This is a genomic window from Streptomyces sp. DvalAA-43, assembly GCF_900091725.1.
Classification (GTDB): Bacteria; Actinomycetota; Actinomycetes; order Streptomycetales; family Streptomycetaceae; genus Streptomyces; species Streptomyces pulveraceus.
The window spans coordinates 49,750-71,395 of sequence record NZ_FMBW01000069.1 but is presented as its reverse complement, the minus strand read 5'-3'; the positions used below and the strand labels follow the sequence as shown (position 1 = coordinate 71,395).

General features: G+C 68.2%; 15 protein-coding genes and 6 pseudogenes. 10 read left to right on the top strand and 11 right to left on the bottom strand.

Annotated features, from left to right (window positions below; genetic code table 11):
• Nucleotides 1-61 precede the first annotated feature (61 nt).
• Nucleotides 62-494, bottom strand: a pseudogene (locus GA0115234_RS28210) (citrate/2-methylcitrate synthase); the annotation flags it as partial.
• 165 nt (nt 495-659) lie between these two features.
• Nucleotides 660-1,592, bottom strand: coding sequence for an NADP-dependent oxidoreductase (locus GA0115234_RS28205; RefSeq protein ID WP_093547328.1), 933 nt, complete (start codon nt 1,590-1,592; stop codon nt 660-662).
• An 88-nt stretch (nt 1,593-1,680) separates the two neighbouring features.
• On the opposite strand from GA0115234_RS28205, the gene GA0115234_RS28200 reads away from it, so the two are divergent.
• Nucleotides 1,681-2,061 (top strand): winged helix-turn-helix transcriptional regulator, encoded by a 381-nt coding sequence (locus tag GA0115234_RS28200; protein WP_093547326.1) that lies wholly within the window; start codon nt 1,681-1,683, stop codon nt 2,059-2,061.
• 1,479 nt (nt 2,062-3,540) lie between these two features.
• Entirely contained in the window at nt 3,541-3,777 is a 237-nt protein-coding gene (locus GA0115234_RS43835) for a hypothetical protein (protein ID WP_237541823.1), read from the top strand.
• Between the two features lie 794 nt (nt 3,778-4,571).
• Here GA0115234_RS43835 and GA0115234_RS28190 read toward each other — a convergent pair.
• Nucleotides 4,572-5,171 (bottom strand): TetR/AcrR family transcriptional regulator, encoded by a 600-nt coding sequence (locus tag GA0115234_RS28190; protein ID WP_093547324.1) that lies wholly within the window; start codon nt 5,169-5,171, stop codon nt 4,572-4,574.
• A gap of 114 nt (nt 5,172-5,285) precedes the next feature.
• Here GA0115234_RS28190 and GA0115234_RS28185 point away from each other — a divergent pair, with 114 nt between their 5' ends.
• Entirely contained in the window at nt 5,286-6,338 is a 1,053-nt protein-coding gene (locus GA0115234_RS28185) for an alpha/beta hydrolase (RefSeq protein ID WP_093547322.1), read from the top strand.
• A gap of 745 nt (nt 6,339-7,083) precedes the next feature.
• On the opposite strand, the pseudogene GA0115234_RS28180 reads toward GA0115234_RS28185, so the two are convergent.
• Nucleotides 7,084-8,025, bottom strand: a pseudogene (locus GA0115234_RS28180) (IS481 family transposase).
• Between the two features lie 190 nt (nt 8,026-8,215).
• On the opposite strand from GA0115234_RS28180, the gene GA0115234_RS42555 reads away from it, so the two are divergent.
• The gene (locus tag GA0115234_RS42555) at nt 8,216-8,392 is read left to right on the top strand and encodes a hypothetical protein (RefSeq protein ID WP_161275685.1); all 177 of its coding nucleotides are present in this window, start codon (nt 8,216-8,218) and stop codon (nt 8,390-8,392) included.
• Nucleotides 8,393-8,548: 156 nt separating this feature from the next.
• Here the strand turns inward: GA0115234_RS42555 and GA0115234_RS44490 are convergent, their stop codons facing one another.
• Nucleotides 8,549-8,830: a transposase gene (locus GA0115234_RS44490; protein ID WP_093547320.1), complete on the bottom strand. Its 282-nt coding sequence runs from the start codon at nt 8,828-8,830 to the stop codon at nt 8,549-8,551.
• A gap of 446 nt (nt 8,831-9,276) precedes the next feature.
• Here GA0115234_RS44490 and GA0115234_RS28170 point away from each other — a divergent pair, with 446 nt between their 5' ends.
• Together GA0115234_RS28170 and GA0115234_RS28165 are read left to right on the top strand one after the other, a co-directional pair.
• Nucleotides 9,277-9,603, top strand: a complete 327-nt coding sequence (locus tag GA0115234_RS28170) for a hypothetical protein (protein WP_237541822.1) — start codon at nt 9,277-9,279, stop codon at nt 9,601-9,603.
• 25 nt (nt 9,604-9,628) lie between these two features.
• Nucleotides 9,629-9,952, top strand: a pseudogene (locus GA0115234_RS28165) (IS30 family transposase); the annotation flags it as partial.
• An 11-nt stretch (nt 9,953-9,963) separates the two neighbouring features.
• Here the strand turns inward: GA0115234_RS28165 and GA0115234_RS43830 are convergent.
• From GA0115234_RS43830 to GA0115234_RS28155, 3 genes and pseudogenes are all read right to left on the bottom strand, one after another.
• Nucleotides 9,964-10,309 (bottom strand): annotated as a pseudogene (locus tag GA0115234_RS43830) (IS3 family transposase); the annotation flags it as partial.
• Nucleotides 10,310-10,398: 89 nt separating this feature from the next.
• Nucleotides 10,399-11,898, bottom strand: coding sequence for a DUF6056 family protein (locus tag GA0115234_RS28160; protein WP_093547318.1), 1,500 nt, complete (start codon nt 11,896-11,898; stop codon nt 10,399-10,401).
• Between the two features lie 57 nt (nt 11,899-11,955).
• A complete protein-coding gene (locus GA0115234_RS28155) occupies nt 11,956-13,371 on the bottom strand; it encodes a glycosyltransferase (protein WP_093547316.1) in 1,416 nt (471 codons plus the stop codon).
• A 1,321-nt stretch (nt 13,372-14,692) separates the two neighbouring features.
• Between GA0115234_RS28155 and GA0115234_RS28145 the strand changes: the two genes are divergently transcribed.
• Both GA0115234_RS28145 and GA0115234_RS28140 read left to right on the top strand, forming a co-directional pair.
• Complete coding sequence (locus GA0115234_RS28145) at nt 14,693-16,171, top strand: N,N-dimethylformamidase beta subunit family domain-containing protein (protein ID WP_370804589.1); 1,479 nt, start codon at nt 14,693-14,695, stop codon at nt 16,169-16,171.
• Between the two features lie 500 nt (nt 16,172-16,671).
• Complete coding sequence (locus GA0115234_RS28140; protein ID WP_256088836.1) at nt 16,672-17,934, top strand: ricin-type beta-trefoil lectin domain protein; 1,263 nt, start codon at nt 16,672-16,674, stop codon at nt 17,932-17,934.
• Here GA0115234_RS28140 and GA0115234_RS43820 read toward each other — a convergent pair.
• Nucleotides 17,934-18,156 (bottom strand): annotated as a pseudogene (locus tag GA0115234_RS43820) (hypothetical protein); the annotation flags it as partial. The gene GA0115234_RS28140 and the pseudogene GA0115234_RS43820 overlap by 1 nt on opposite strands.
• Nucleotides 18,157-18,434: 278 nt before the next feature.
• A complete protein-coding gene (locus GA0115234_RS42550; RefSeq protein ID WP_161275683.1) occupies nt 18,435-18,572 on the bottom strand; it encodes a hypothetical protein in 138 nt (45 codons plus the stop codon).
• Between the two features lie 264 nt (nt 18,573-18,836).
• Between GA0115234_RS42550 and GA0115234_RS28135 the strand changes: the two genes are divergently transcribed.
• Nucleotides 18,837-19,901, top strand: coding sequence for a 2,3-butanediol dehydrogenase (locus tag GA0115234_RS28135; RefSeq protein WP_093547310.1), 1,065 nt, complete (start codon nt 18,837-18,839; stop codon nt 19,899-19,901).
• Nucleotides 19,902-20,187: 286 nt separating this feature from the next.
• Nucleotides 20,188-20,430, top strand: a pseudogene (locus GA0115234_RS28130) (peptidoglycan-binding protein); the annotation flags it as partial.
• A gap of 679 nt (nt 20,431-21,109) precedes the next feature.
• Here the strand turns inward: GA0115234_RS28130 and GA0115234_RS28125 are convergent.
• Nucleotides 21,110-21,559, bottom strand: a complete 450-nt coding sequence (locus GA0115234_RS28125) for a hypothetical protein (RefSeq protein WP_093547308.1) — start codon at nt 21,557-21,559, stop codon at nt 21,110-21,112.
• Nucleotides 21,560-21,646 lie beyond the last annotated feature (87 nt).

The window sequence follows — 21,646 nt, the reverse complement described above, 5'->3', positions numbered from 1 at the left end:
ACTGGCCCGGCCCGGGCCGGGCGACGCGTTCGTCCGGCGTCACCGCGCGACGGGCACCGGACTACGACTCCGTCGGAACGGGACGCTGAACCGGCCCGCCGCAGGAAGCGAGCGGCCTGATCAGGGCGTTGTGAGCGAACTGCTCCGTGATGTGGGCCGTCCAGCCGGTGATCCGGCTCATCACGAAGATCGGCGTGAAGGCAGGAGTGTCGAAGTCCAGGAGGTGGTACGCGAGACCGGCGGGGTGATCCAGGTTCGGGTGGATGCCCTTACGGGCGGCGATGGCGCGGCGAGGCGCCGCGTGCAGGGCAGCCAGCTGGGCCGCTTCCGGCGATGCCGCGCGAGCCACCAGGCGGTCGAGGGCGTCCTGCACGATCGGGGCGCGTGAGTCCCCCTGCTTGTAGACACGGTGCCCGAGGCCCATGTTCTTGCGCTGATGGCCATTGCTCGTCCAGCCACGTCTCGGCCCGCCGCGGGTCCCCGATCTCCTTCATGTCCTGTCTCAACGAAGCCAGTCGTCCGCATGACGGTGACCTGCGTGGACTGAGCTGGATGAGACAGATCGACCCGGTTCGCCGAGACGAAAGGCCGGAGCCGACCCGTGGGGACTGAGAGGACATCTCGGTGGGGCCTCACTCACGCGAGGCCCCACGACGGGATCAGACGGTGAGGACGAGCTTGCCCTGGAGGTGACCGCCGTCGAGCAGCCGGTGCGCGACGGCGACGTGCTCGAACGGGAACGTCTCCTGCACGTGGATCCGGAGCCTGCCCTGTTCGACGAGTTCGACGAGCCCTCGCAGGGCGACCGGATCGGGGTCGACCGCGATGCCGCTGAAGCGCATGCCGGCCGCCGCGTACTTGGCGGCGAGGGCCGAATCCCCCTCGGCGACCGCCGTCACCAGGTGACCGCCTGGGCGGAGTACTTCGAGCGACCGCTCGACGGTGTCGCCGCCGATCGTGTCGAGCACGACGTCGATGTCGCGGACCGCCTCGGTGAAGTCGACCGCCGTGTAGTCGATCACCTCGTCCGCGCCGAACTCCTCGACGAACTTCCGCTTGCCCCCGCTGGCGGTCGCGATCACGTGCGCACCGAGCGCTTTCGCGATCTGGATCGCGACGTGGCCGACCCCGCCACCACCGCCGTGGACCAGGACGCGGTCGCCCTCGGTCACGCCGGCGAGGTCGACGAGCCCCTGCCACGCCGTCAGCCCGACGACCGGCAGGGCCGCCGCCTCGACGTGCGAGAGCGACGCAGGCTTGCGTGCCAGGTGCAACGCCGGCGCAGACACGACCTCGGCGTAAGCGCTCCCCGCCCGTGGGAACAGTGGCATCCCGAACACCTCGTCGCCGGGCCTGAACCTATACGTCAGCGGTCCCTCCTCAACCACGCCGCTGATGTCCCAGCCGAGGATGAATGGCGGCTGGCCGAGCAGCGGGGGGAACTCGCCGGCGCGCAGGAGCGCCTCCAGCGGGTTCAGCCCGATCGCCTTGACGCGGACGAGAACCTCGGTGGGGAGGGGGTGGGGCTCGGGCGCGTCCACGATGGTGAGCACCTCGGGACCGCCGAACGTCTGCTGGGTGATGACTCGCATGATTCTCCTGGCTCTGGAGGGGGAGAGAACCCAGGCTATGAATCCGATAGGAACCAGCAGGTACCTTCGGCGCAGGTACCTTTGGCACATGAGCGGTTTCCGTCCCGGCGATCCCTTTCTCGCCGACTGTCCGGCGCGGCTGGCGGTCGAGGTGATCGCCGACAAGTGGACGGTGGTCGTGCTCTACGGCCTCAGCAAGGGCCCGGTGCGCCACGGCGAGCTGATCGAGCTGATCGGCGGCATCTCCCGCAAGATGCTCACCCAGACGCTCCGACGGCTCAAGGCGCACGGACTCATCCGTCGCCACGCCTACGCCGAGGCGCCGCCCCGCGTCGAGTACGAGCTCACCTCGCTCGGGGCCACGCTGATCGAGCCGATCCACATGCTGACCGAGTGGGCCAGGGCGAACGGCGACGCAGTTCTCGATGCGCTCGACGCCGACCCTGCGTCGGTCGCCCATAGCGACTGAGACCCCAGCCGGTACGGCCCCCAGCGCACTCAGCCGCGCGACCAGGTTCGCTGAGACAGAAGGTCGAACGACTCGGTTCGTTGAGCAAGTGACTCTATTGAGTGAGACGGGACACCTATGGCCGACACACCGCCCCGCACCGGCTCGCCCGCCACCCACGAAACGGACCAGATCGTCATCGGCGGTGGTCCGGCGGACTGTGTCGCTGCCCGCACGGCGGCCAGCGTCGGCATGCGGGCGATCCTGCCAACGCCTTCTCCCGCGCCGATGGTTCTGGCTGGTCGGCGTCAGCCGCAATCGCAATGATTCCCCCGGTGAGGGCCAGCATCAGCACGCCCACATCGGTGGTCCATATCCCCTGTCTCCCCATGACGCCGTGGGCGTAGCAGCAGGTCAGCCACCCACGTGCAAGATGCACCGCACCAATTCACCGAACCGCCGGTGAGGGTAGGCATGTTCTGCGTAAGGTCGATCCCGCGTGCAGATTGCGGGCCCTCGATCACCCGACACCGTCCACACCACCCACCCGGGGTGTTGTGTGCGCGGTGTTTGGCGATTGGAGGCTCGATGAGTCGACACGCGAAGCCCCGCAAGGGGAATGAAGGAGGCCCCGACCGCTCGAAGTTCTGGCTCCTGCTGATCCAAGTCGCGATCGGCATCTGGAACCACTTCTAGCGGCCGAGGCACGGCGGGCGTCGACCTCTTTGCTCGGAAGGCTGGGGTCGGCGCTCGCATCACGAGCCGCAAACTATTTAGTCGGCGGCTTTCGTTCAACGCCCAAGCTAGCGCACTGTGCAGTGCGTTGCATGATTTAAGGGATAGCTGCCCCCCACAGCAACGCCACAGTCCTCAATGAACCGGAACGGGCGCGGTCGCCAGGCGAGGGGCCCGCCGAACCGCACGTTCGGGCAGCGGCAGGTTCCTGGACGCACCGGTCATCGAGCTCTACATAGCCGCAGAGGCTGCGGGGCTGCCCCAGTCCGACGGCACACCCGACGACGTGGTCGTGCACGAGAACATCCTTGCTGCGGTGCTGGCCGCACATGCCGTGCTGGCCACCGCCGCCCCGGCGCACCCGGCATAGGCGAAGCCATCGGCGCGATACCCCCTGACGTCCTGCGCGCTGAATCGCTGAAGCTGACCACGAAGCAGATGGCATGGAGCAACAGGACTGCCTCTACCCGCATGCTGGTGTCTTCAGCATGCCGAGGGAGACGTGGACTTGCGCACGGTGGCAGCCCTCGCACGCGGGTACAGGGCCACAGAACGATGCTGCGGCCGTCGGGCTGGAGTGCACTGGTGTGCGACGGCCGGCACTCTGTTCCCTGGTGATCAGCGTGGGCGGATGACGGTTTGGCTGGGTTTGGCCACGGGGGCAGCCATGGCTGCGGTGGGAAGGCTCGTCATGTGCGCAACCCTATGCACGCGAAATCTGTGCGGTGGCCCAAGTCGCCGCGGGAGCGGCGCGACGCGTGGTCGATGGCTACGGCACTGCGGGTCCGCGATGCCATCAACGAGCGGAACAGGATCGCTGTCGTGGTTGGCCTGGGGTGCGGGCTCCGCCAGGGCGAGGTGTTCGGGCTGAGTCCGGAGGACGTCGACTATGTACGCGGCATGCTTCACGTCCGGCGCCGAGTACAGGCGATTCACGGAAGGCTGTACTTCGCCCTGCCGAAGGGAAAGAAGATCCGCACGGTGGATCTGCCCCCTCGGTAGCCGAGGAACTCAAGCGTCACATCGATACGTTCCCGCCGGTGGAGGCGGAGCTGCCGTGGGGGAAACCGGAGGGAGAGAGGAAAAAAAGTTCTCCCTGCTGCTCACCACGCGCTTCGGCGACGCCGTCGCGGTGAACGCATGGAACACGTACACCTGGAAGCCCGCCTTGGCCCAGGCGGGCGTCATCCCGCCCCGTGCCGAGGGGGCGAAAGCCTGGCAGTGGGCGGCGGCCCCGAAGGACGGTTTCCATGTGCTGTGGTCGAGGTGGCGCCGCCGACACCAGGCCCGGGGCCCGCCGCTGTCACTGCACGCGGCGCGGTCACTCCTTCGCGGGACAGGTCGGGCGAACCCGTCCCGCACTCAATCAAGACCACCCCTCTATCATCCCCGCGCCCAAGCCGTTGACCAGGTCATACACCGAAGTCCGGCTGGAGTACCAGGCCGTGTACCTGGCGGCTGCGGAGCGTTTGCTGGCGGCCGCGGTCCTGGTCGTGACCTTCCGCTGGGCCCACCGGGCCGCCTGGGTGCCCGGTGGGCTCAGGCGGTCCCGGGCCCTGGTCCTTCCGGCGTTCCGCGCCACCGGGTGTGGCAGCCTGTCCGCGAACTTCTCCACCGAGCCGCTCCCGAACCACCGGTCCCTGCTGCCCGTGTTCGACGCCCTGCGCGCGTGGCTCGATAGCAGGGCCCGGTTCCGCATCCGTGTCACCTACGAGAGCGACAGCCTCTCCGCGACCGCGACCGCGACCGCGACCGTGGCCGGCCGGGTCGGGCTGGCGTATCTCTGGGTTCAGCCCCTACCGCCGCTCTCTCAGGCCGTTCAGTACCAGGTCTGTCAGGCGTTCCGGGAGGTCGGGTTCGATGGGGTGGTGGCCGAGCAGAGTACGGGCCTGGAGCGGGGAGCAGAGTAGTTCCAGTGCCAGGGCCGTGTCCGTGTCCGCAGGGAGTTCCCCGCGTTCGACGGCTCGGCTGATGATGGTGCCGGCCTGGTCGAGGCGGGTCTGCCAGAAGGTCTGCCATGCTGCGGCGAGGTGGGGGTCTTCGGAGCTGAGTGAGGCCTCCCGGGCAACGGTGCGGCCGGTCGGGGTGGCCAGGTACTCGGCCAGTGCGCGGGCGAAGGCGGCCAGGTCGGTGCGGACGGCTCCGGTGTCGGGGACGGGGATGCCCTCGTCGCTGCCGGCCAGCATGGCGTCCAGCACGAGCTTTTCCCGACTGCCCCAACGCCGGTACACCGTGGTCTCGTTGACCCCGGCACGGGCCGCGACCTCGGCGATGCTGAGCCGCGCGATGCCCTCCTCGGCCAGCATCTCCATGGCGGCTGTGAGAACGGCCTGGCGGACTCGCGCGGCGCGGCCGCCAGGGCGGCGGCGGACCGGCTCCGGTTCTTTCCCGGTCATGTGTCGATCACCTCGACCACCACCATAACGCAGGGCGGCTTGCATTAAGCGTCACCCAGGCGCATAGTCACTAATGCAAGAGTTCTGGCTTTAAGTGCAGCAGGAGGCATCACCATGTCCTTCACCTGGCCCCTGGACCCACAGGACCTGTTCGTCGAGCGCTACCCGCAGATGACCCTCGGCCTCCCCGTCGACGAGGTGGACGCGGTCCGCGCCGCCGTCACCGAGATGTGGCCCGACCGGCCCGGCAGCTGGGTGTACGAGTGGTCCGCCCTCGCCACCCGGCACGCCGAGGCCGGGCGCCACCGCCTGGCCGCGCAGGCGTACGGCTGGGCCAAGTTCCCCTCGCTGGCCGACGAACCGAAGCGCACCGCGCTCGCCCGCCAGGTCGAGCAGTACGCCCTCGCCGCCCCCGGCTTCCCGGTGGAGTTCGAGCGCCGCACGCTCACCGTCCCGTACCGCAGCGGCGAGGCCACCCTGCCGATCCATCTGGTAGCCGCCCCCGGCCTGTCGGCCGACGCGCCGGTCGTGCTGGCCAGCGGCGGGGTGGACTCCTGGAAGACCGACCTGCACGGCATGTGGGAGCAGCTCGCGCTCGCGCTGCCGGTTCGGCTGCTGCTGTTCGACATCGTCGGTACCGGTGAGACCGCCCATCTGCCGATGACCCCGGATGGCGGGGCCGAGGTGATCGCGGGACTGGTCTCCTTCGCCCGCACGATCGGCAACGGGAAGGTCGGCCACTTCGGCATCTCGATGGGCGGTTACTACTCCGCCCGGACCGGGCTGACCGGGGCAGTCGACGCCTCTGTGGTGCTCGGCGGCCCGGTGGAGCGCTCCTTCGCTCCGGGCCGCGGCTTCGCCTTCGGGATGGACGGCATCGTCGGCAACGCCCTCGGCTTCGACGCCATGCCGAGCACGGCCGAGCGCGAGGAGGCCTTCGCGGCCTTCGACCTGCGCCCGCTGCTGGACCAGGACGCCAATGGGCCGATGCTGGTGGTCAACGGCACCGAGGACGTCCACGTCCCACTGGACGACACCTTGGTGTTCGAGGGCCGCAGGGACACCCAGGTCGAACTGATCCCGGACACCGGCCACTGCGCCATCTCGCGCTTCGACGAGGCGATGGCTGTGATCGCCCCCTGGCTGAAGGACACCCTGATCGGCTGACCCGACGGCCCTGTCGCGACACGAAGCCGCCAACCCGCGAGCGCTGTGCGTGGCGTCACCGAGAGGAGACGCCACGCATGGCGCTCGCGGGTCCGCACCGGCGCCTACAGGAGCGGTGTCCCCCCCGGGCGCCGATAGTGGCCGCCGATGAGACGCACGATCGTGCGCCGGCCTCCTGCGTCAGGCATGCGGGGACGAGTTCCACGGCCGTCTGCCCGGGATCGCCCAGGGCATGGGAGTCGCAGGTGGGGCCGTGGCCGGTCGGCGAGGGTAGGAAGCCGACAGAACCGGTCCGAGGCCAGTGGTGCCGGAGAGACGGCGGGAGAGCAGCCGGGTCTGTCGCCGGTCCGGCAGCGGCATGGCCATCTCGGGTACCTGGAGTACGAACACCTCGACCTCGTGGCCGTGCACGCCCGAATTCGACTCGTAGGGATGCGACCCGTCCCTCGCTACGCCGCTGACGGTCGCCATGGGCGGCGCGGGCTTCCTGGTTGCTTGCGTCGCGGGCGCGGTCGCTGCCGTCGTCGCAGTCCTCATCACCCGATGACGCCGCGCATCGCCCGTTCCCGGACCGGGCCTGCGGCCACCGGGCACCCGCTCAGGACCCCGCCAGGCACGTCCTCGGACGTGAGACTTTCCAGGACGCCTTCCATCTCACCCACCCCAGGCCATCTCCAACTTCTCCTCGGCCGTGCGGGCTTGTGGTATGCCTACGAACCCGAACCGGCGCAGGACGACTGGTGGCCTAGCTGTATTGCTCTGTGAGGTTGGGGACGTGGCTGGCGGGTGGTTTGCCTGCGAGCGCGGTGTGTCCGCGGTGGTGATTGTAGGTATGCAGCCACTGGGGAACGCTTCTCGTCGTTCGGCCTCTGAACGGTGGGGGCGGGCGTAGGCCCGCTCGTCGAGCAGAGTGCGGTTGAGGCGTTCGACCGTGCCGTTGGTCTGTGGCCGGTAGGGCCGGGTGCGCTTGTGGGTGATCCCTGCTGCTGCCAGGAGGTCGCGCCAGTCGCGTGAGCGGTAGCGGGAGCCGTCGTCGGTCAGTATGCGTTCGACGGTGATCCCGCAGGAGGTGAAGAACGCCTGGGCCCTGGTCAAGAACGCGGTGGCGGTCTCCTTCTTCTCGTTGGTGAGGATCTCGCTGTAGGCGAGGCGGGAGTGGTCGTCGACGGCGGTGTGGAGGTGGCTGTAGCCGACGTTCTTGCGGCCTGCTGGTCGGCCGGGGGCTTTGTGGCCGTCGCCGTCGGGGATGTTGCGGAGTTTCCTGATGTCGACATGCACCGGTTCGCCGGGGCTGTCTCGTTCGTAGCGGCGGATGACCCGGCCCGTGGACCGGTGCAGATGCGTGAGGCGGGCAAGCCGGTAGCGGGTCAGAACGCGGTGGACGGTGGAGGGCACCAGTCGCAGCGGGTGGGCGATGCGGGCCGGACCCCACCGCCGCAGAACGCGGACCTTGATGATCCGTCGTTCGGTGCGGGTGGGGGCTGGCGCGGGCTGTGGTGCGGGCGACTCGAACGGTCGGTCATGCCGGCCTCGCCGAGGAGACGGTATCGGTCCGCCCAGCGTCGGGCCGTGGTCGGCGAGACCTGGAAGCGTTCGGCGGCCCGGCGCAGGGCCAGCCGTCCTCGACCACGCCGCGGGCCAGACGCAAACGGCCGGTCTCAATCAGGGGTGCATTACGGTGGGGCACGAGGCCTTTCGGTCGGTGCAGACGTCGCAATCCACACCGAACCCGGAAGGCCCTCATCCGTTCAAGATCCCTCAGCCGAGATCTCACTCGCCTGTCCACAACCTCCCCGGACAGAACACCTAGAGGTGTCGTCAGAAGGGTTACGGACCGTTAGGTGGGAGCTGGACGGCGTGAAAGACGGGGCGGCCTGGTGGGCGAAACCTACGTGCCAGCGCTGTTGTGCCTGGGTGATGATTCACTGATGTTGAACGTCACCGACGCGGGCGATGCCGACAGTGTGGCTCTCTTGCTGACCACGATGCACCGGCTACACAAGCAACTGGACGATTTCACCACTCAGCTCTACATCGCCTACGCGTTTGGGTGAAAGTGACGGCGAGCGGGCGCCCCAGAGCGTCACAAGCGAGATGAATCTTGCTGGTCAGACCGCCTCCGGAGCGGCCGAGCGCTGGGTCGCGGAGCCCCCTTTCTTCAGGCCCGGCGGCGTGCTGGTGGGCACGGACGATCGTGGAGTCGACCGACATCAGCGAGTCGATGTCGCCGTCCGCGTCCGCCTTGCATGGGCGGCCCGGAGCACCCGATCGAACGTGCCGTCCAGAACCCGGCGGCGGAAAGGGGTGTGAAGCGTGGCCCACGGCCCGTACAGGTCGGGAACATCCCGCCAGGCAGTCCCGGCACGGAACTTCCACACGATCCCGTCGAGGCCTCTGCGGTCGTCCAGCCGCTCCCGCCCCCACATCGACACGGGCAACAACTGCTGGACGAACTCCCACTCGGCAACCGGAAGTTCACGGCGGTGTATCACGACTCCATGATCCACCACCAAAGATCATTTGAGGACACTGCCTACGGCGCCCCGACCTCGACCCCGTGGCCGCCCTGACGGGCCCAAGGGCGGCTCCTGGGCGTCCGCCGACACCTCCTGGCCCCGTTCCAGTCGCCAACATGCCCGGTGACGTGGGGCGTTGGCTCGTCGACCGGAGAGTCTGCTTACGTCCCGAACACCCGATGCCGACAATTGGTCTGTACCAAATCTGGCCAAGCTCTTGCCAGGAACCGTGTACCTGGGCAAGATTTGGCTCCGATCAAGCAGGTAATCACTCGCTTTCTCATCCATTGTCGCGCTTTGGCATCCGCGGTGTCCGTGGGACCCCATGGGATCCGCCCGTCGAAGCCGGATCGTTCCGCTCCACGCTCCACCGCACATGCGTCTCTTCCCATCACGCATCACCATCGGACGAAGGAGTCTCCATGTTCACGAAGTCCCTGTCCAAGAAGCGCGGTGTCGCCGGTGCCGTGGCCGTCGCGGCGGCCACGGCGGGCATGATGCTGGCCACGGCACCCGCCGCCCAGGCAGCGCCCGGCAACTGCACCATCTCGTCCGAGAGCAGCCTCTCCAGCCTCTGCATCAGCGGTACCGGTCAGCACCGGATTCACGCGGTGCTCAACCCGCTCGACCCCAGACTTCCGCAGCGCATCATCCTCGGTAACTGGGCCCCGGTCGGCCAGACTTCGGTCGCTTCCAACCCGTGGGGCGCGGGGTACGTCGTGAGCGCCTGGGTGGACCTCGTCGACTAGTGGTCCGACCGGTGTCGGCGTACATCGACTCCGCCGATCACTAACCTGGGGCCGCGGCAAGGAACTGTCCGCACACGCGGCGTTCAAGGCCGAAACCGGCATCCCCGTCTACTTCGCCGACCCCCACAGCCCCTGGCAGCGCGGCACCAACGAGAACACGAACGGGCTGTTGCGCCAGTACTTCCCCAAGGGCACCGATCTGTCGAGGTGGAGCCGCGAGGAGATCCAGGCCGTCGCCGAAGCGGTCAACAACCGGCCCCGCAAGACACTCGGTTGGAAGACACCGGCGGAGACACTCGATGAGCAACTACGATCACTCCAACAAGCCGGTGTTGCGACGATCGATTGAATCCGCCCCTGCCGGTGGGCGTCGATGAACGCTACGAGCGCTTCGAGGGCCGGTCGAGCTCGGCCGTGAAGAAAGCCGAGGCCGCCTTGAGGATCTCGTTGGCCCGGCGTAGCTCGGCGTTCTCGGCTCGCAGCCGCTTGATCTCCGCGGCCTCCTCCGAAGTCACCCCGGGACGCCGGCCGCGTCGACCTCGGCCTTGCGAACCCACGTCCGCACCGTCTCAGCGGCACCGATGCCCAGCATCGCAGCGACCGCCTTCATCGCGGCCCACTCGGTCGGGTAGTTGGGGCGGACCTCCGCGACCATGCGCACCGCACGCTCACGAAGCTCGGCAGGATAGGGGGATGGACGGGCCATGACTCGATCCTCTCAGGAAATCGAGCCTTCACCAGACCCGGAGCACTTCAGACACACCCATCCAACAACGTGACAGCGCCCCGGGTCCGTCAGGGAAACCGGGGTGAGTAGGTGATGCGCTTGAGGTAGTACCACTGGGCGACGCACTTGGCCGGCCACGGCTTCTGACCGTGGTGGCCGAATGGTTCGCCCAGCCCGCTGACCGAGACCGGTGTGTAGGGCAGCACCTGGTCGCCGTGTGCAGCGTGGGTGCGCAGCCACTGGTCCTGGCGGTCCCAGCGCTGTGCCCGTACCTCCATCTCCCCCTCCAGGTGGGCCAGAGGGATGGCAAGTCCGGTGCAGGCCAGGACGTAGACAACTGCCGCGGCCACCGTCGTGGGGGCGAGCAGCCATTGCCGTGCGCGCAGGACGCGGCCCAGCATGGCACCGACGGTGACCAGGAGCATGACGTAGAGCAGCAGATAGTCGTTCCAGGTGCGGGAGGCGCTGGTCAGGTTCGTTCCGAATGCCGGGCGGGCGACGACAGTGCAGAGATATCCGGAAATCAGGAACGCGATTGCCCCGACGACGACCGGAATGAGAGGCCGCCGCCATAGAAGCCCATGCGTCCGTGGGCCGTCTTCGCGCGCCAGCAGTCCCAGTAGGAGGCCGGCGGCGACGGCCCCGGCGTACTGCCACGTCGAGAGGATCGTTCCCAGGATGTCCGCGAACGCGCGCAGAGATGCCATGAGCGCGTCCGGGCTGAGCATTGACGTGGTGTCGGCGCCGAACCGCTCGCGCCGGGTGCGTGCGCCGGGCGACGTGTAGAGGGTGACAGTGCCGATCGCGGTACCGATGAAGGCGAGCGCGCACCACCAGCGGGCAAGCGTCCGGCCGGGGCCCGGCAAGACCCAGAAACTTGTCAGCAGTGCGAGGGTGAGAACGACGAACAACACGACCGCCGTCTCCTCCGACAGTGTGCCGATGAAGACTCCGGCCATGAGCGCGGTCCCGAGGGCGAGGGCGCGGCCCTTCCGGGTGCGTGCGAGCAGCAGCGGGATGACGGAGCCGGCGGCCAGAACTGGCGCGAGAGTGTGGGAGACGGAGGAAGCCGGCCAGTAGAACGTCTTGTAGGTGTTCTGCGTGGCGAAAAGGAAGACGACTGTCATCATCGCCGCTACCAGCGGCGGGATCGCGCGGGCCGTGTGCATCCCGGCGCTGCGGAGCGCTGAGGCGGTCACTGCCCAGAGAATGCCCAGGATGAGAATGCCGGTGACCAGTGCGAACCATTTATGGCCCGGGACCCCGAACGCGGCGTAGGCGACGACGAGCAGCGCGTTGGCGAGACGTCCATTGTCTTGGAAGTAGAACTTGCCGATGAGACCGGATGCACCGTCGTCCCGGACGACGGGGAGGAAGCACCAGTCGTCCGCTCCCGGGCGGACCAGGCGGCCGATCCAGACCGCCGCGCTCAGGAGGCCGAGCGGCAGCAGGACGAGAACGGTGGTCCAGACGGTCGTCCCCCGTGACGCGATTCTTTTGTTGATCCCTGTACTGGACCTGCGTTCCGGGTGGGAAAGGGCAGGGGCCTTCGATTCGTCTGCCGTCATGCGTCCTGGTGCCCTTCATGGAGGCGTCGTTCGGATCCGGGCGGCGTGGGTTCCCGGTCAGCGGGCCCGTTGCTCGGCGAGGTCAGTGCCGGAGTTGATTGCCCATCGGGCGAGCAGAAATGAGAGCGGGGTCGCAAGGAGCCCCGCCGCTACGGCGGCGACGTTCTTGCCCATATCCAGGGTATGTACACCGGCAAAGAGAAGAACGCCGGTGAGTGCGAGGTTGACGAGGCTCGAGAGGGGATACCGGAAGAATCCGTGCCATGTCGGCTTCGTACGACAGGTGATGTACGTATTGAGGAAGAACGACCCCACGATACTGACTGCGAAGCCGATGACATGCGCGATCAGGTAGGGGATCCATCGGTTCAGGGAGGCGTACACCGCCAGATAGACCGCCGTGTTGACAATTCCGATCGATGCGAAGACGAAGAATTGGCGCACGGTACGCGCCTTGGTCGAACCGATCGTGGAGGATGCCATGGCGGTTGCTGACGGGATTTCGGGCGGTTGAGGGTCTGTAATGGTGTGGTGCCCATGTCGGGCACGTAGCTCCGTCTCGCGCACCACGTAGAGCGGCCGGTGTTTCGTTTCGCGATAGATACGTCCAACGTATTCACCGATAATGCCGAGCGTGGCCAGCTGGACACCGCCCAGTGCGACGACAGCGGTCAGCAGGGTGGCGAATCCTGGGACGCGCACACCATGCAGGGCGACGCCGACGATGATCCACAGTGCGTACACCAACGCCGCCGAGAAGAGCGTGAGACCGATGTAGACGGCCAGGCGCAATGGTCGGCTGTTGAAGGAGATCATTCCGTCGATGCCGTAGTTGAGCAGACGTCTCCCGCTCCATTTCGACGTACCGGCGGCGCGGCTGACGTTGTGGTAGGTGAAGCTGACGGTGTCGAAGCCGATCCAGGAGAAGATTCCCTTGGAGAACCGGTTGGCTTCGGGCAGGGCGAGCACCGCGTCGACGGCAGGACGGGACAGCAGCCGGAAGTCTCCCTCGCCGTCGGTGATGTCGACATCCATCCAGTGCCCCACCACGCGGTAGTACGCCGTGCTGACGAGGCTGCGCACCAGGCCGTCCCCCGAACGGTCCCGTCGCGCGACGACCTGGTCGTATCCCCGCTGTCTCAGCTCCAGTATCCGGGGAACGAGTGAGGGCGGGTGCTGAAGGTCGGCATCCATGAGAATCACGTCGTTACCCCGGGACATACGCAATCCGGCAAGCATCGCGGCCTCCTTGCCGAAATTCCGGCTGAAGGAGGTGTAGCGGACGCGCGGATCTGCGGCAGCGAGAGCGCGCAGCTGCTCCCTGGTCGCGTCCCGGCTGCCGTCGTCGACATAACAGACTTCGAAGCTGTGTCGAGTCGTTCCAAGAACGACAATCAGCGTTCGGTGAAATCGCCCGATCACCTCATCCTCATTGAAACAAGGAACTACGATCGAAACCTGGCACTCCGTCATTCGCATCCCTGGCAGGTGTGGTCAGGACAAGCATGAGTCCGTGTCTACCGAAAATGTCTCGACCTGGCGTCCGTCAAACGATTCTGTAGACCCTGTTGTTCTTGGCGACGCTTCCGGCCGGATCACGACACGAGATGGCACCGAATGGGTGCAGAATCCATCTTGCCGCCGGCCGAAAGGGACCTTGGCGGCGCGGCCTGACAGGTTGGCGGTGAGTTCCTCCCTGTGCAGTGCAGTGTTCTTCGAACGGAGAGTTATGCAGACTCGGCTCCATCAACGGCACGCGTGCTCATGTTGTGCTGAATCGTGGTGTGCTTAGCCATCTTCTGGGAAAGTTCAGATGTGTTTGCCCTGAACGGTCCTACTGTCCTGTTGTGAGCAGGGCCTCCCGAGAAGCGGAAGACTCAGGGCCCGGCCGAACGGACGGGCCGCAGCCACGCCAACCCGGGGAGGCGAGGCATGCCGTGGTTGGCGAGTTCGGCGGCGTTCGCGGCCGAGCCGCTTCCTCTCGTACATGGTGAAGATGACCCGGCAGCGTGGGGCGGGAGCTTTGATCTCCCGCGCCGTACGCAGCGCTTCCTCGAAGGCAGGCCGTACGTGGAAGCGTGGGTGTGGCAGGCGGAGACGACCGCACCCACGCGGCGCGATCGGCAGGGCGAGCCGGGCGGCGCGCACACTTGGGACAGGGCGTGCTGTTCGACGTCGTCGGCGTCCACGCGGAAGTGGTCCTAGCGGGTGCCTTGGCTTCAGCTCGGATGCTGGTGAGGCGGCAGGAGTCAGTGTCGGCCTCAATGCTTCTGCGGTTGAAAGTGAGGCGGTCGACGAGCAGGGTGGCGGACTATCGGCGCTTGCGGCGCCGGGCTCAGCAGAATTCGCGCCAGATCGGCGGAACGAAGTGGAACCGGACCCAAGCCAAGATCTAGATACCGAGCCAACTGATCGTCCATGTTCCCGCGGAGTGACCCTTTGCCACCGGGCTGTTGCCGGGCCAGGACTCCGAGGAGTTCGCCGAGCCATGTGGTGCCGAGTTGTAGCCTGGAGCCGGTGCGGCAGTTCCACGCCCGTGAAAAGCAACTGCGAGCGCGCCGAGCACCTGAGATCGGGAGATTTGCGATACCACGACACGACGCGGCGCGTCCCCGTTCGGCGCGGCCTCGTCGTCTTCGAGCCCGTGGCGGGGGACGATGGCTGGTGACAGTGTTGAGGAACGGGTTCGGCGGACGCCATGAAGCACGGGGAAAGGCAGGACGCCGGAATTTCTGGCCGGCTGGACCGCAGGCGCTTCCTTGCTGCGGCAGCGAGCGGGGCGATGGCGGGCGGCGTGGCAGTGACCGGTTGCCACTCCTCCGGGACAGGCGCGCCCACCCCGCCCGGCGCCGGCCGCCGCGCCGAGAGCAGGGAGAGCTCCCGGGCGGGGGACGCCGACTGGCGGGTCCGTTCGATGGGTCCGCCCGGGGCCATCGAGGGCTATGCCGACAAGGTGAGCGTGTTGCCGGGCGAGGAGTTCGGCCTGTACGTCTCCACCACCGCCCCGGCGTTCCGGGTCTCGGCCTACCGCGTCGGCTGGTACGACGGGGCGCAGGCGCGGTTGGTCTGGCGTTCGCACCGTGTGACAGGGTCGGCCCAGGCCCGTCCCCGGCTGGTCCGGGCAACCCGTACCGTACGGGCGGATTGGCACCGCACACTCCCCGTCCATACGGGCGGCTGGCCGGAGGGAGCGTATTTGCTCCGGCTGGACTCGGAAGACGCCCACCAGCACTACGTGCCGCTGATCGTCCGCTCGGCGAGCGCCGCTGGCAGAATCGTGTTGATGCACGCCCCGGCAACATGGCAGGCGTACAACCTGTGGGGCGGCTACAGCCTTTACCAGGGCGAGAACGGTGCGTACGGCACGCGTTCGCTTGCCGTCAGCTTCGACCGGCCCTACGACGGCATCGGCGCCGAGAAGTTCATGGCTTACGAACGGGCGGTGGTGGTCCTGGCGGAGAAGCTGGGTATCCCGCTCGCCTACACCACTGGCCTGGACATCCATCGCGACCCTGGCATTCTCCACAACGCGGCCGGAGCCGTCTCGCTGGGACATGACGAGTACTGGACGCCGCAGCAACGGGCGCGCGTCACCCGGGCGCGCGACACAGGTACGAACGTGGCCTTCCTCGGGGCCAACACCTGCTTCCGCAGAGTCAGACTGGAGCCGGACGACACCGGCGCTGACCGCACCGTCGTCTGCTACAAGACCGACTACCGGAACGACCCCTACCTCGCAGACCACCCGGACATGCCGACCAACGACTTTCGCCAGCCACCCGGCGCCTCCCCCGAGTCCTCTCTGACCGGCGTCCTCTACGAGGGCTATCCCGTGGACGCCCCGTACGTCGTCCGCCGGAGCGACCACTGGCTCTTCGAGGGGACAGGAGTGAAGCGAGGAGCCTCCTTCGACCATCTGGTCGGGGTGGAGTACGACCGGGTCACCCCCGGCATGCCCACCCCGGCACCGATCGAGATCATCGCCCATTCCCCCCTCGTCTGTAACGGCAGGCCCAGTTACGCCGACTCCGCCTACTACACCGTGCCGAGCGGGGCGGGCGTCTTCGCCTCCGGGACGATGCGGTGGGTCGAGGCCCTGATGGCGGGAACCCGCGAGAACGGACGCAACCACGGCATGGACGCCCGTACGGGAGCATTCGTCACCCGCAGCACGGAGAATCTGCTCCGCGCCTTCGCGGCGGGCCCGTGCGGCCGGAACAGGCCAGAGCTCGTGGACGATGTGAGAGAGGTGTACGCGTCCGCACCACGCTGACACCATCAGTACCGCCCCGTCGGAGAACGCCGTTCGCATCCGGGGGAGCCTGGCTGCCGGCGAGGGCCAGGTGTATTGCCCTGTGAGGTGGGGACGCGGCCGGCGAGTGGTTTGCCTGCGAGTGCGGTGTGTCCGCGGTGGTGATTGCAGGTGGGCAGCCATTGCGGGAACGCGTCGCGTCGTTCGGCTTCTGAGCAGCACCTCCTTTGTCTCCGGGCTGCTCGTCGGTGTGTCGGTTGCTTCGGCTCCGTCCGTTGGAGGATCCTCCGTCGGGGGATCGGCAGCGGCGAAAGGAGCCCTCGGTGGGCTGGAGAAGGCGTCACCCGGGCCGGCCCTCCCGCACACCGGAGACTGCGGCGGCGCTGATCGTCTGTGCCCTGCTGGGGTCCGCCTGCTCGGCCATGCCCGATTCGTTTCCTGGCACGGGCACGACGGCCGGGTCGTCCCGTCCGGCCGCGCACGCGAAAGACCCGGTGCAGTGCCGTCGCACCCTGGTCGGCGTGGCGCATCCTGATGACGACCTGTTCTTTCTGAATCCGGAGATCAGACAGACCATCCGCGCCGGGTGCCCGGTAGACACGGTGTATCTGACCGCCGGTGACGGCGGCAAGAAGAACCGGGTCAAGGCACTCGAGTACGTGGACCGCAGGGAGTACGGGGTGAGGGCGGCCTACGCGGAGATGGCGGAGGCGGCCAACCGCTGGGAACGGTCGGATGTGCGGGCGGACGGCGTCCGGGTCAGGTCCTACCGGCTAGCGGACGCCGCCAGAAACACCGATGTGCGGCTGACGTTCCTGGACCTCCACGACGGACTGCCGCGCGGCCAGGAGGCGAACAGTCTGTTCAGGCTGTTCGACCAGGACAAGAAGAGCATTCAGCCGTTCCAGAGCACCGCGAGCTACACGGAGGACCGGCTGCTCGCGGTGGTCTCCGCGCTGGTCCGGCTGAGCCGGGCAAGGCGCATCCTGACGATGGATCATGACAATGCCTCGTTCGCCTTCGGGCTCGGCGGCGGTGTCGACCACGCCGACCACGGAGTCGGCGCCCGGTACTTCCGCAGGGTGGGCTACGCGCTCGGGGTTCCCGTGTCGGCCTACCTCGGCTACACCATGTCGCCGCTGACACCGAATCTCAACCCCGGAGCCTCGGCCGAGAAGGACGAGGTGGCGCGCTGGTACCTCGCCAACCGGAAGTGCCGGGCCACCGGGACGTGCGCGAACGCCACCGCCTACAAAGGCCCGCTCCAGAAGGACTGGAGCCTGTGGATCCACCGGCAGTACCAGCAGAACCACCGGCCCCCACGCGCCGGGGAGATCCTCGGGGACGTCGGCCGGACGACGTACTTCACCGGAAGGGAACCGTCACAGTGCCTCCACGCCGCCACCGGGCCGGCGATCTCAGGTACAGCCGACATCCGCGGCTGTGACGGATCAGCCGCGCAGAAGTGGGACATGAGGAAGGACGGGACGATCAGGCCCCGGCTCGACCGCGACTCCTGTCTGACTGCGAACTCAACGGCTGTCGGACTTGAGCGGTGCGAGGGAGGCCGCGGGAGCCAGCGGTGGATCCGTGAGCCGTGGCAGAGCACGACCTGGAAACGTAGCGCCTGGCGGATCATGGACATTGACCATCGCTGCCTCTTCCAGGACGACCACGAACTCCCCACCCGCTGGGACGACCGCGACCGGCAGAACCCCGAGCTGAAGCTCTCCGGCTGCGGCACACAGCCCCGGCCCGAACTGTACTGGCGTTGGAGCGGCTGAGCTCCCGTATCCTCGGTCGGCGCCTCACCGAATCGCGTCAGCGCCAGTGCTCCCGCCACCGCCGCTATGAACCACGCGACCGTCGGCCACAGAGGGCCTTCGCGTGGCCGGGCGAGGGCTGCCAGCGCCGGGCCGACCGGTTTCACCCAGCACCATATCTGCCGTCGCCACTGCGGCCGAGCCGCGCTGAAACGCCGAGGTGAGTAGGAGGAACCCGGCCCCCGGCAGCGGACCGGAGTGCGCCTCGATCGGGTTGGCCTGGGAGGCGTAGGCCGGGTGACGCACAGCCCGGCCTCGTTCTTCTTCGCACGCAGGTCACAAGGGGAGTGGCCTCGACGGCGTTCGGCTACGAGGGGAGTGTCGTCGTCCATCGACCGCCTGCAACCCATCAGCCCCGCAGCGCTGCATGTGCCGAGCCTCGGTCCTGTCCGAGCCGATGGTCACGGACTCCGCCTTGTTGCCTGTTGCCGATCCGCTCACCCAAGGTCTCCAGGACGTCTTCAGGCGCAGTTCCGTACGCCTGGCGCCCACCGGACCTTGTCGGCGGTCGGGATCCGGTAGAGCGAGGTGGTGAGGTCGCGGCGGATCCGGGTGCGGGGGAAGAACCGGCGCTCCCGAGTGAATGTCGTGCCCTCCACGGCGCCAGCCATCCGGTGGCCGCCCGACCAGCGCGACAACGTCGGTCGGACGCCGGGGTCGCACCGTCTTCGGCGCCGATCGCGCCCGTGCCCCGTACGGGCAGCCCGGCGGGCACGGTGGCGCGCCACGACGCGCGCCCGGACGGACCGGACCGTAACGTTGGCCGAGGGCGTACACGAGACGCGCGAGGCGCGGACCCCGTTCCACGGCGGGAGGACGCCCCGGGGGGTGTGAGCAGCACACAGCCGAAGGAGCGATCCCAGGTGAAGGCCGCACGCTATTACGACCGAGGTGACATCCGCATCGAGGACGTCCCGGAGCCCGCCGTACGGCCGGGCACCGTGGGCATCGACGTCGCGTACTGCGGGATCTGCGGCACCGACCTGCACGAGTACCTCGACGGACCCATCTTCGTCCCGTCGGCCGGCCACCCGCACCCGGTCTCCGGCGAGTCCGCACCCGTCACACTCGGCCACGAGATGTCCGGCACCGTTTACGCGGTCGGCGAAGGCGTCGACGACCTGAAACCGGGCGACCGCGTCGTCGTCGAGCCCTACATCCTGCGCCCGGACGTCGACACCAGCGAGAACAACCCGACCTACCACCTCTCGCCCGACATGAACTTCATCGGACTCGGCGGCCGGGGCGGCGGACTCGCGGAGAAGATCGTCGTCGAACGCCGCTGGGTCCACCCGGTCGGCGACGTCCCCCTTGACCAGGCGGCACTCATCGAACCGCTCTCGGTCGGATACCACGCCTTCCAGCGCTCGGGCGCGAAGGCCGGCGACTTCGCCCTCGTCGGCGGCGCCGGCCCCATCGGCCTGCTCACCTGCGCGGTGCTCAAGGCCATGGGCATCCAGGTCGCGGTCACCGAACTCAGCTCGCTGCGCCGGCAGAAGGCCCTGGACACCGGGGTCGCCGACCACGTCATCGACCCCGCCACCACCGACGTCACCGAAGAGGTACACCGCCTCACCGGCGGCAGGGGAGCGGACGTCGCCTACGAGGCCACCTCCGTCAACGCGGTCCTCGACACCCTGATGGACGCCGTCCGGCCCGGCGGCGTCATCACCGTCATCTCGATCTGGGGCAAGCCCGCCTCGATCGACATGCAGAAACTCGTCCTCAAGGAGATCGACCTGCGCGGCACCATCGCGTACGTCAACTCCCACCCGCAGACCATCGAACTCGTACGGGAGGGCCGCGTGGACCTGGCCCCGTTCATCACCGGGACCATCGGCCTGGACGACCTCGTCACCCAGGGCTTCGACACCCTGATCCACCACAACGAGACAGCCGTCAAGATCCTGGTCGACCCCCGCGCCTGACACCGCGCCCCGGCCCGCCACCGCACCTTCCAGGAGCCCCACGGCGACCGCCCGCACCACCACCCGCCCGTCCTTCCGGCAGCCCACCGCCCCGGAACGGCGGGCGGCCGCCCGCCCGGCCCCGGCCCCCCGGGCGGCAGCCACCGGCCGTCGCGCCGCCGACGCCAGGAATCGCGGCAGGACCCGAGGGCCCGGTGCCGCCGACAGCCCCCGCACCAGCAGCTCCCGCACCGGACGTACCGGACCCGGTGCCGCCGACAGCAGCCCCAGACCCCACACCGTCGACGGCAAGTTCGGAGAAAGTGCCGACGTCGCCGTACGTGCCGTTCAGAGCTGCAGCGGTCTCAAGCCCGACGGGCAGATCGGACCCCAGACGTGGAAGTACCTCGACACCCCCCCTGTCCGGCTGCGGGCATTGAAGCGAGCGATCCAGTACCGGCCGTGCCGCCAGCCTCCGGGCGGCACGGCTCCTTCGCCTGGTGTGAGGGCATGGTCGTGCTGCGCGCGCCTGGGCGTGGGCGGTGCCTAGGCCTCCTGCCACTTCGTGAACACGTGCTGGGCGGCCGCCTCGATCCACTCGCTGAACGGGGTCGGTCTCGCCGGTCAGGACTGCCAGGAAGAACGACGCCATACCGCCGTCGAAGACGGTCCAGCGATTCCCCCGTACGGTGTCTGCCTCCGGAAGACGGCGACCCGCCAAGTATCGGGGGCTCCCAGCGTCCCGGCGGCCGGGGCGGGTGATGGTTGAGCCGGTCGGGGCCGGCCTCCATCCACAGCGTCGCGACCGGGGCGGTCCGACCACAGACCCGACCATGAGCCGGGCCGGGACCACGGCCTGACCCGGCCCTGAATCAGGGCGCTGCCCGCTGGGCACCGGACCGGCGACGAGCACGACCAGGAGCACGGGGTCGACACTGCGCCCGCGTGAGAGGCCGGCGGTTCCTCGGGTCGGGCGTTGCGGAGAGTGTCGTAGGGAAGCAGTTGGCGCCGTGGGCCCCCTTGACCACGCCCGTCGACCACCCGCCCGCCAGGGAGAAACCCCTTGCCGGGGTCACCTCATCTTCGGGCCGCCCCTTGGCGGGCCATCTGCCGCACAGCGTGGGAGAACGGGGAATTCAAGGGCTGCCCGAAGTAACCGCCCTCGCTGCCGTAGGAAGGCTCCGCGTCCGGTTCCGGCCGCGGAGCCTGCTCATTGTGTCGGATATTCGTCAGCAGGTGACCGGAACGTTCAGGGTCACCGGGCTGGAGGGATGGCCGAGGGCGGATGAGGTGAACTCGGCGTGGACGGTCGAGCCGCAGGGAACGGTGCCGCCGACGCCACGGACCTGGGTGGTCGCGGCTTGGAAACGAACCGGCTGCACCACGTGGCCGAGGGAGGTGCCGCCGACGGCGTTGCCGGTGAGGGTCATGGTCAGGTCCTTGACCGGGAGCGTGGAGCCCGGGCTGGGCGGGCCCGCCAGGTTTATCTGGCCGTACAGCTGCACGCTGTTGCCGGTGACTTCGGCGCACACCTTGGTCGACAAGCCCACCCGGAGGGCGGACGGACCGCACGTCACGGTGGCGGCAGTGGTGGTGGGGGCGTGTGCGGCGGTGGCCGGGGCCGCGCCGAATAAGGCCAGGCCCACGGCCGCGGTGGCGAGCAGAGCGATACGAGACATGAGGGTAGTTCTCCCTGTTCAGAGGCGTCGTTCATAGGCATCACTGATGCACTCAGGATGCATTTGTAATGTGACATTGCACTGGAC

What these genes read in the sequence shown, in the direction of transcription:
- GA0115234_RS28205 (WP_093547328.1), bottom strand. Translation starts at nt 1,592, where the DNA reads ATGCGAGTCATCACCCAGCAGACGTTCGGCGGTCCCGAGGTGCTCACC.
- GA0115234_RS28170 (WP_237541822.1), top strand. Translation starts at nt 9,277, where the DNA reads ATGTTCACGAAGTCCCTGTCCAAGAAGCGCGGTGTCGCCGGTGCCGTG.
- GA0115234_RS43835 (WP_237541823.1), top strand. Translation starts at nt 3,541, where the DNA reads ATGGCTACGGCACTGCGGGTCCGCGATGCCATCAACGAGCGGAACAGG.
- GA0115234_RS28200 (WP_093547326.1), top strand. Translation starts at nt 1,681, where the DNA reads ATGAGCGGTTTCCGTCCCGGCGATCCCTTTCTCGCCGACTGTCCGGCG.
- GA0115234_RS28125 (WP_093547308.1), bottom strand. Translation starts at nt 21,559, where the DNA reads ATGTCTCGTATCGCTCTGCTCGCCACCGCGGCCGTGGGCCTGGCCTTA.
- GA0115234_RS28190 (WP_093547324.1), bottom strand. Translation starts at nt 5,171, where the DNA reads ATGACCGGGAAAGAACCGGAGCCGGTCCGCCGCCGCCCTGGCGGCCGC.
- GA0115234_RS28185 (WP_093547322.1), top strand. Translation starts at nt 5,286, where the DNA reads ATGTCCTTCACCTGGCCCCTGGACCCACAGGACCTGTTCGTCGAGCGC.
- GA0115234_RS28155 (WP_093547316.1), bottom strand. Translation starts at nt 13,371, where the DNA reads ATGACGGAGTGCCAGGTTTCGATCGTAGTTCCTTGTTTCAATGAGGAT.
- GA0115234_RS28160 (WP_093547318.1), bottom strand. Translation starts at nt 11,898, where the DNA reads ATGACGGCAGACGAATCGAAGGCCCCTGCCCTTTCCCACCCGGAACGC.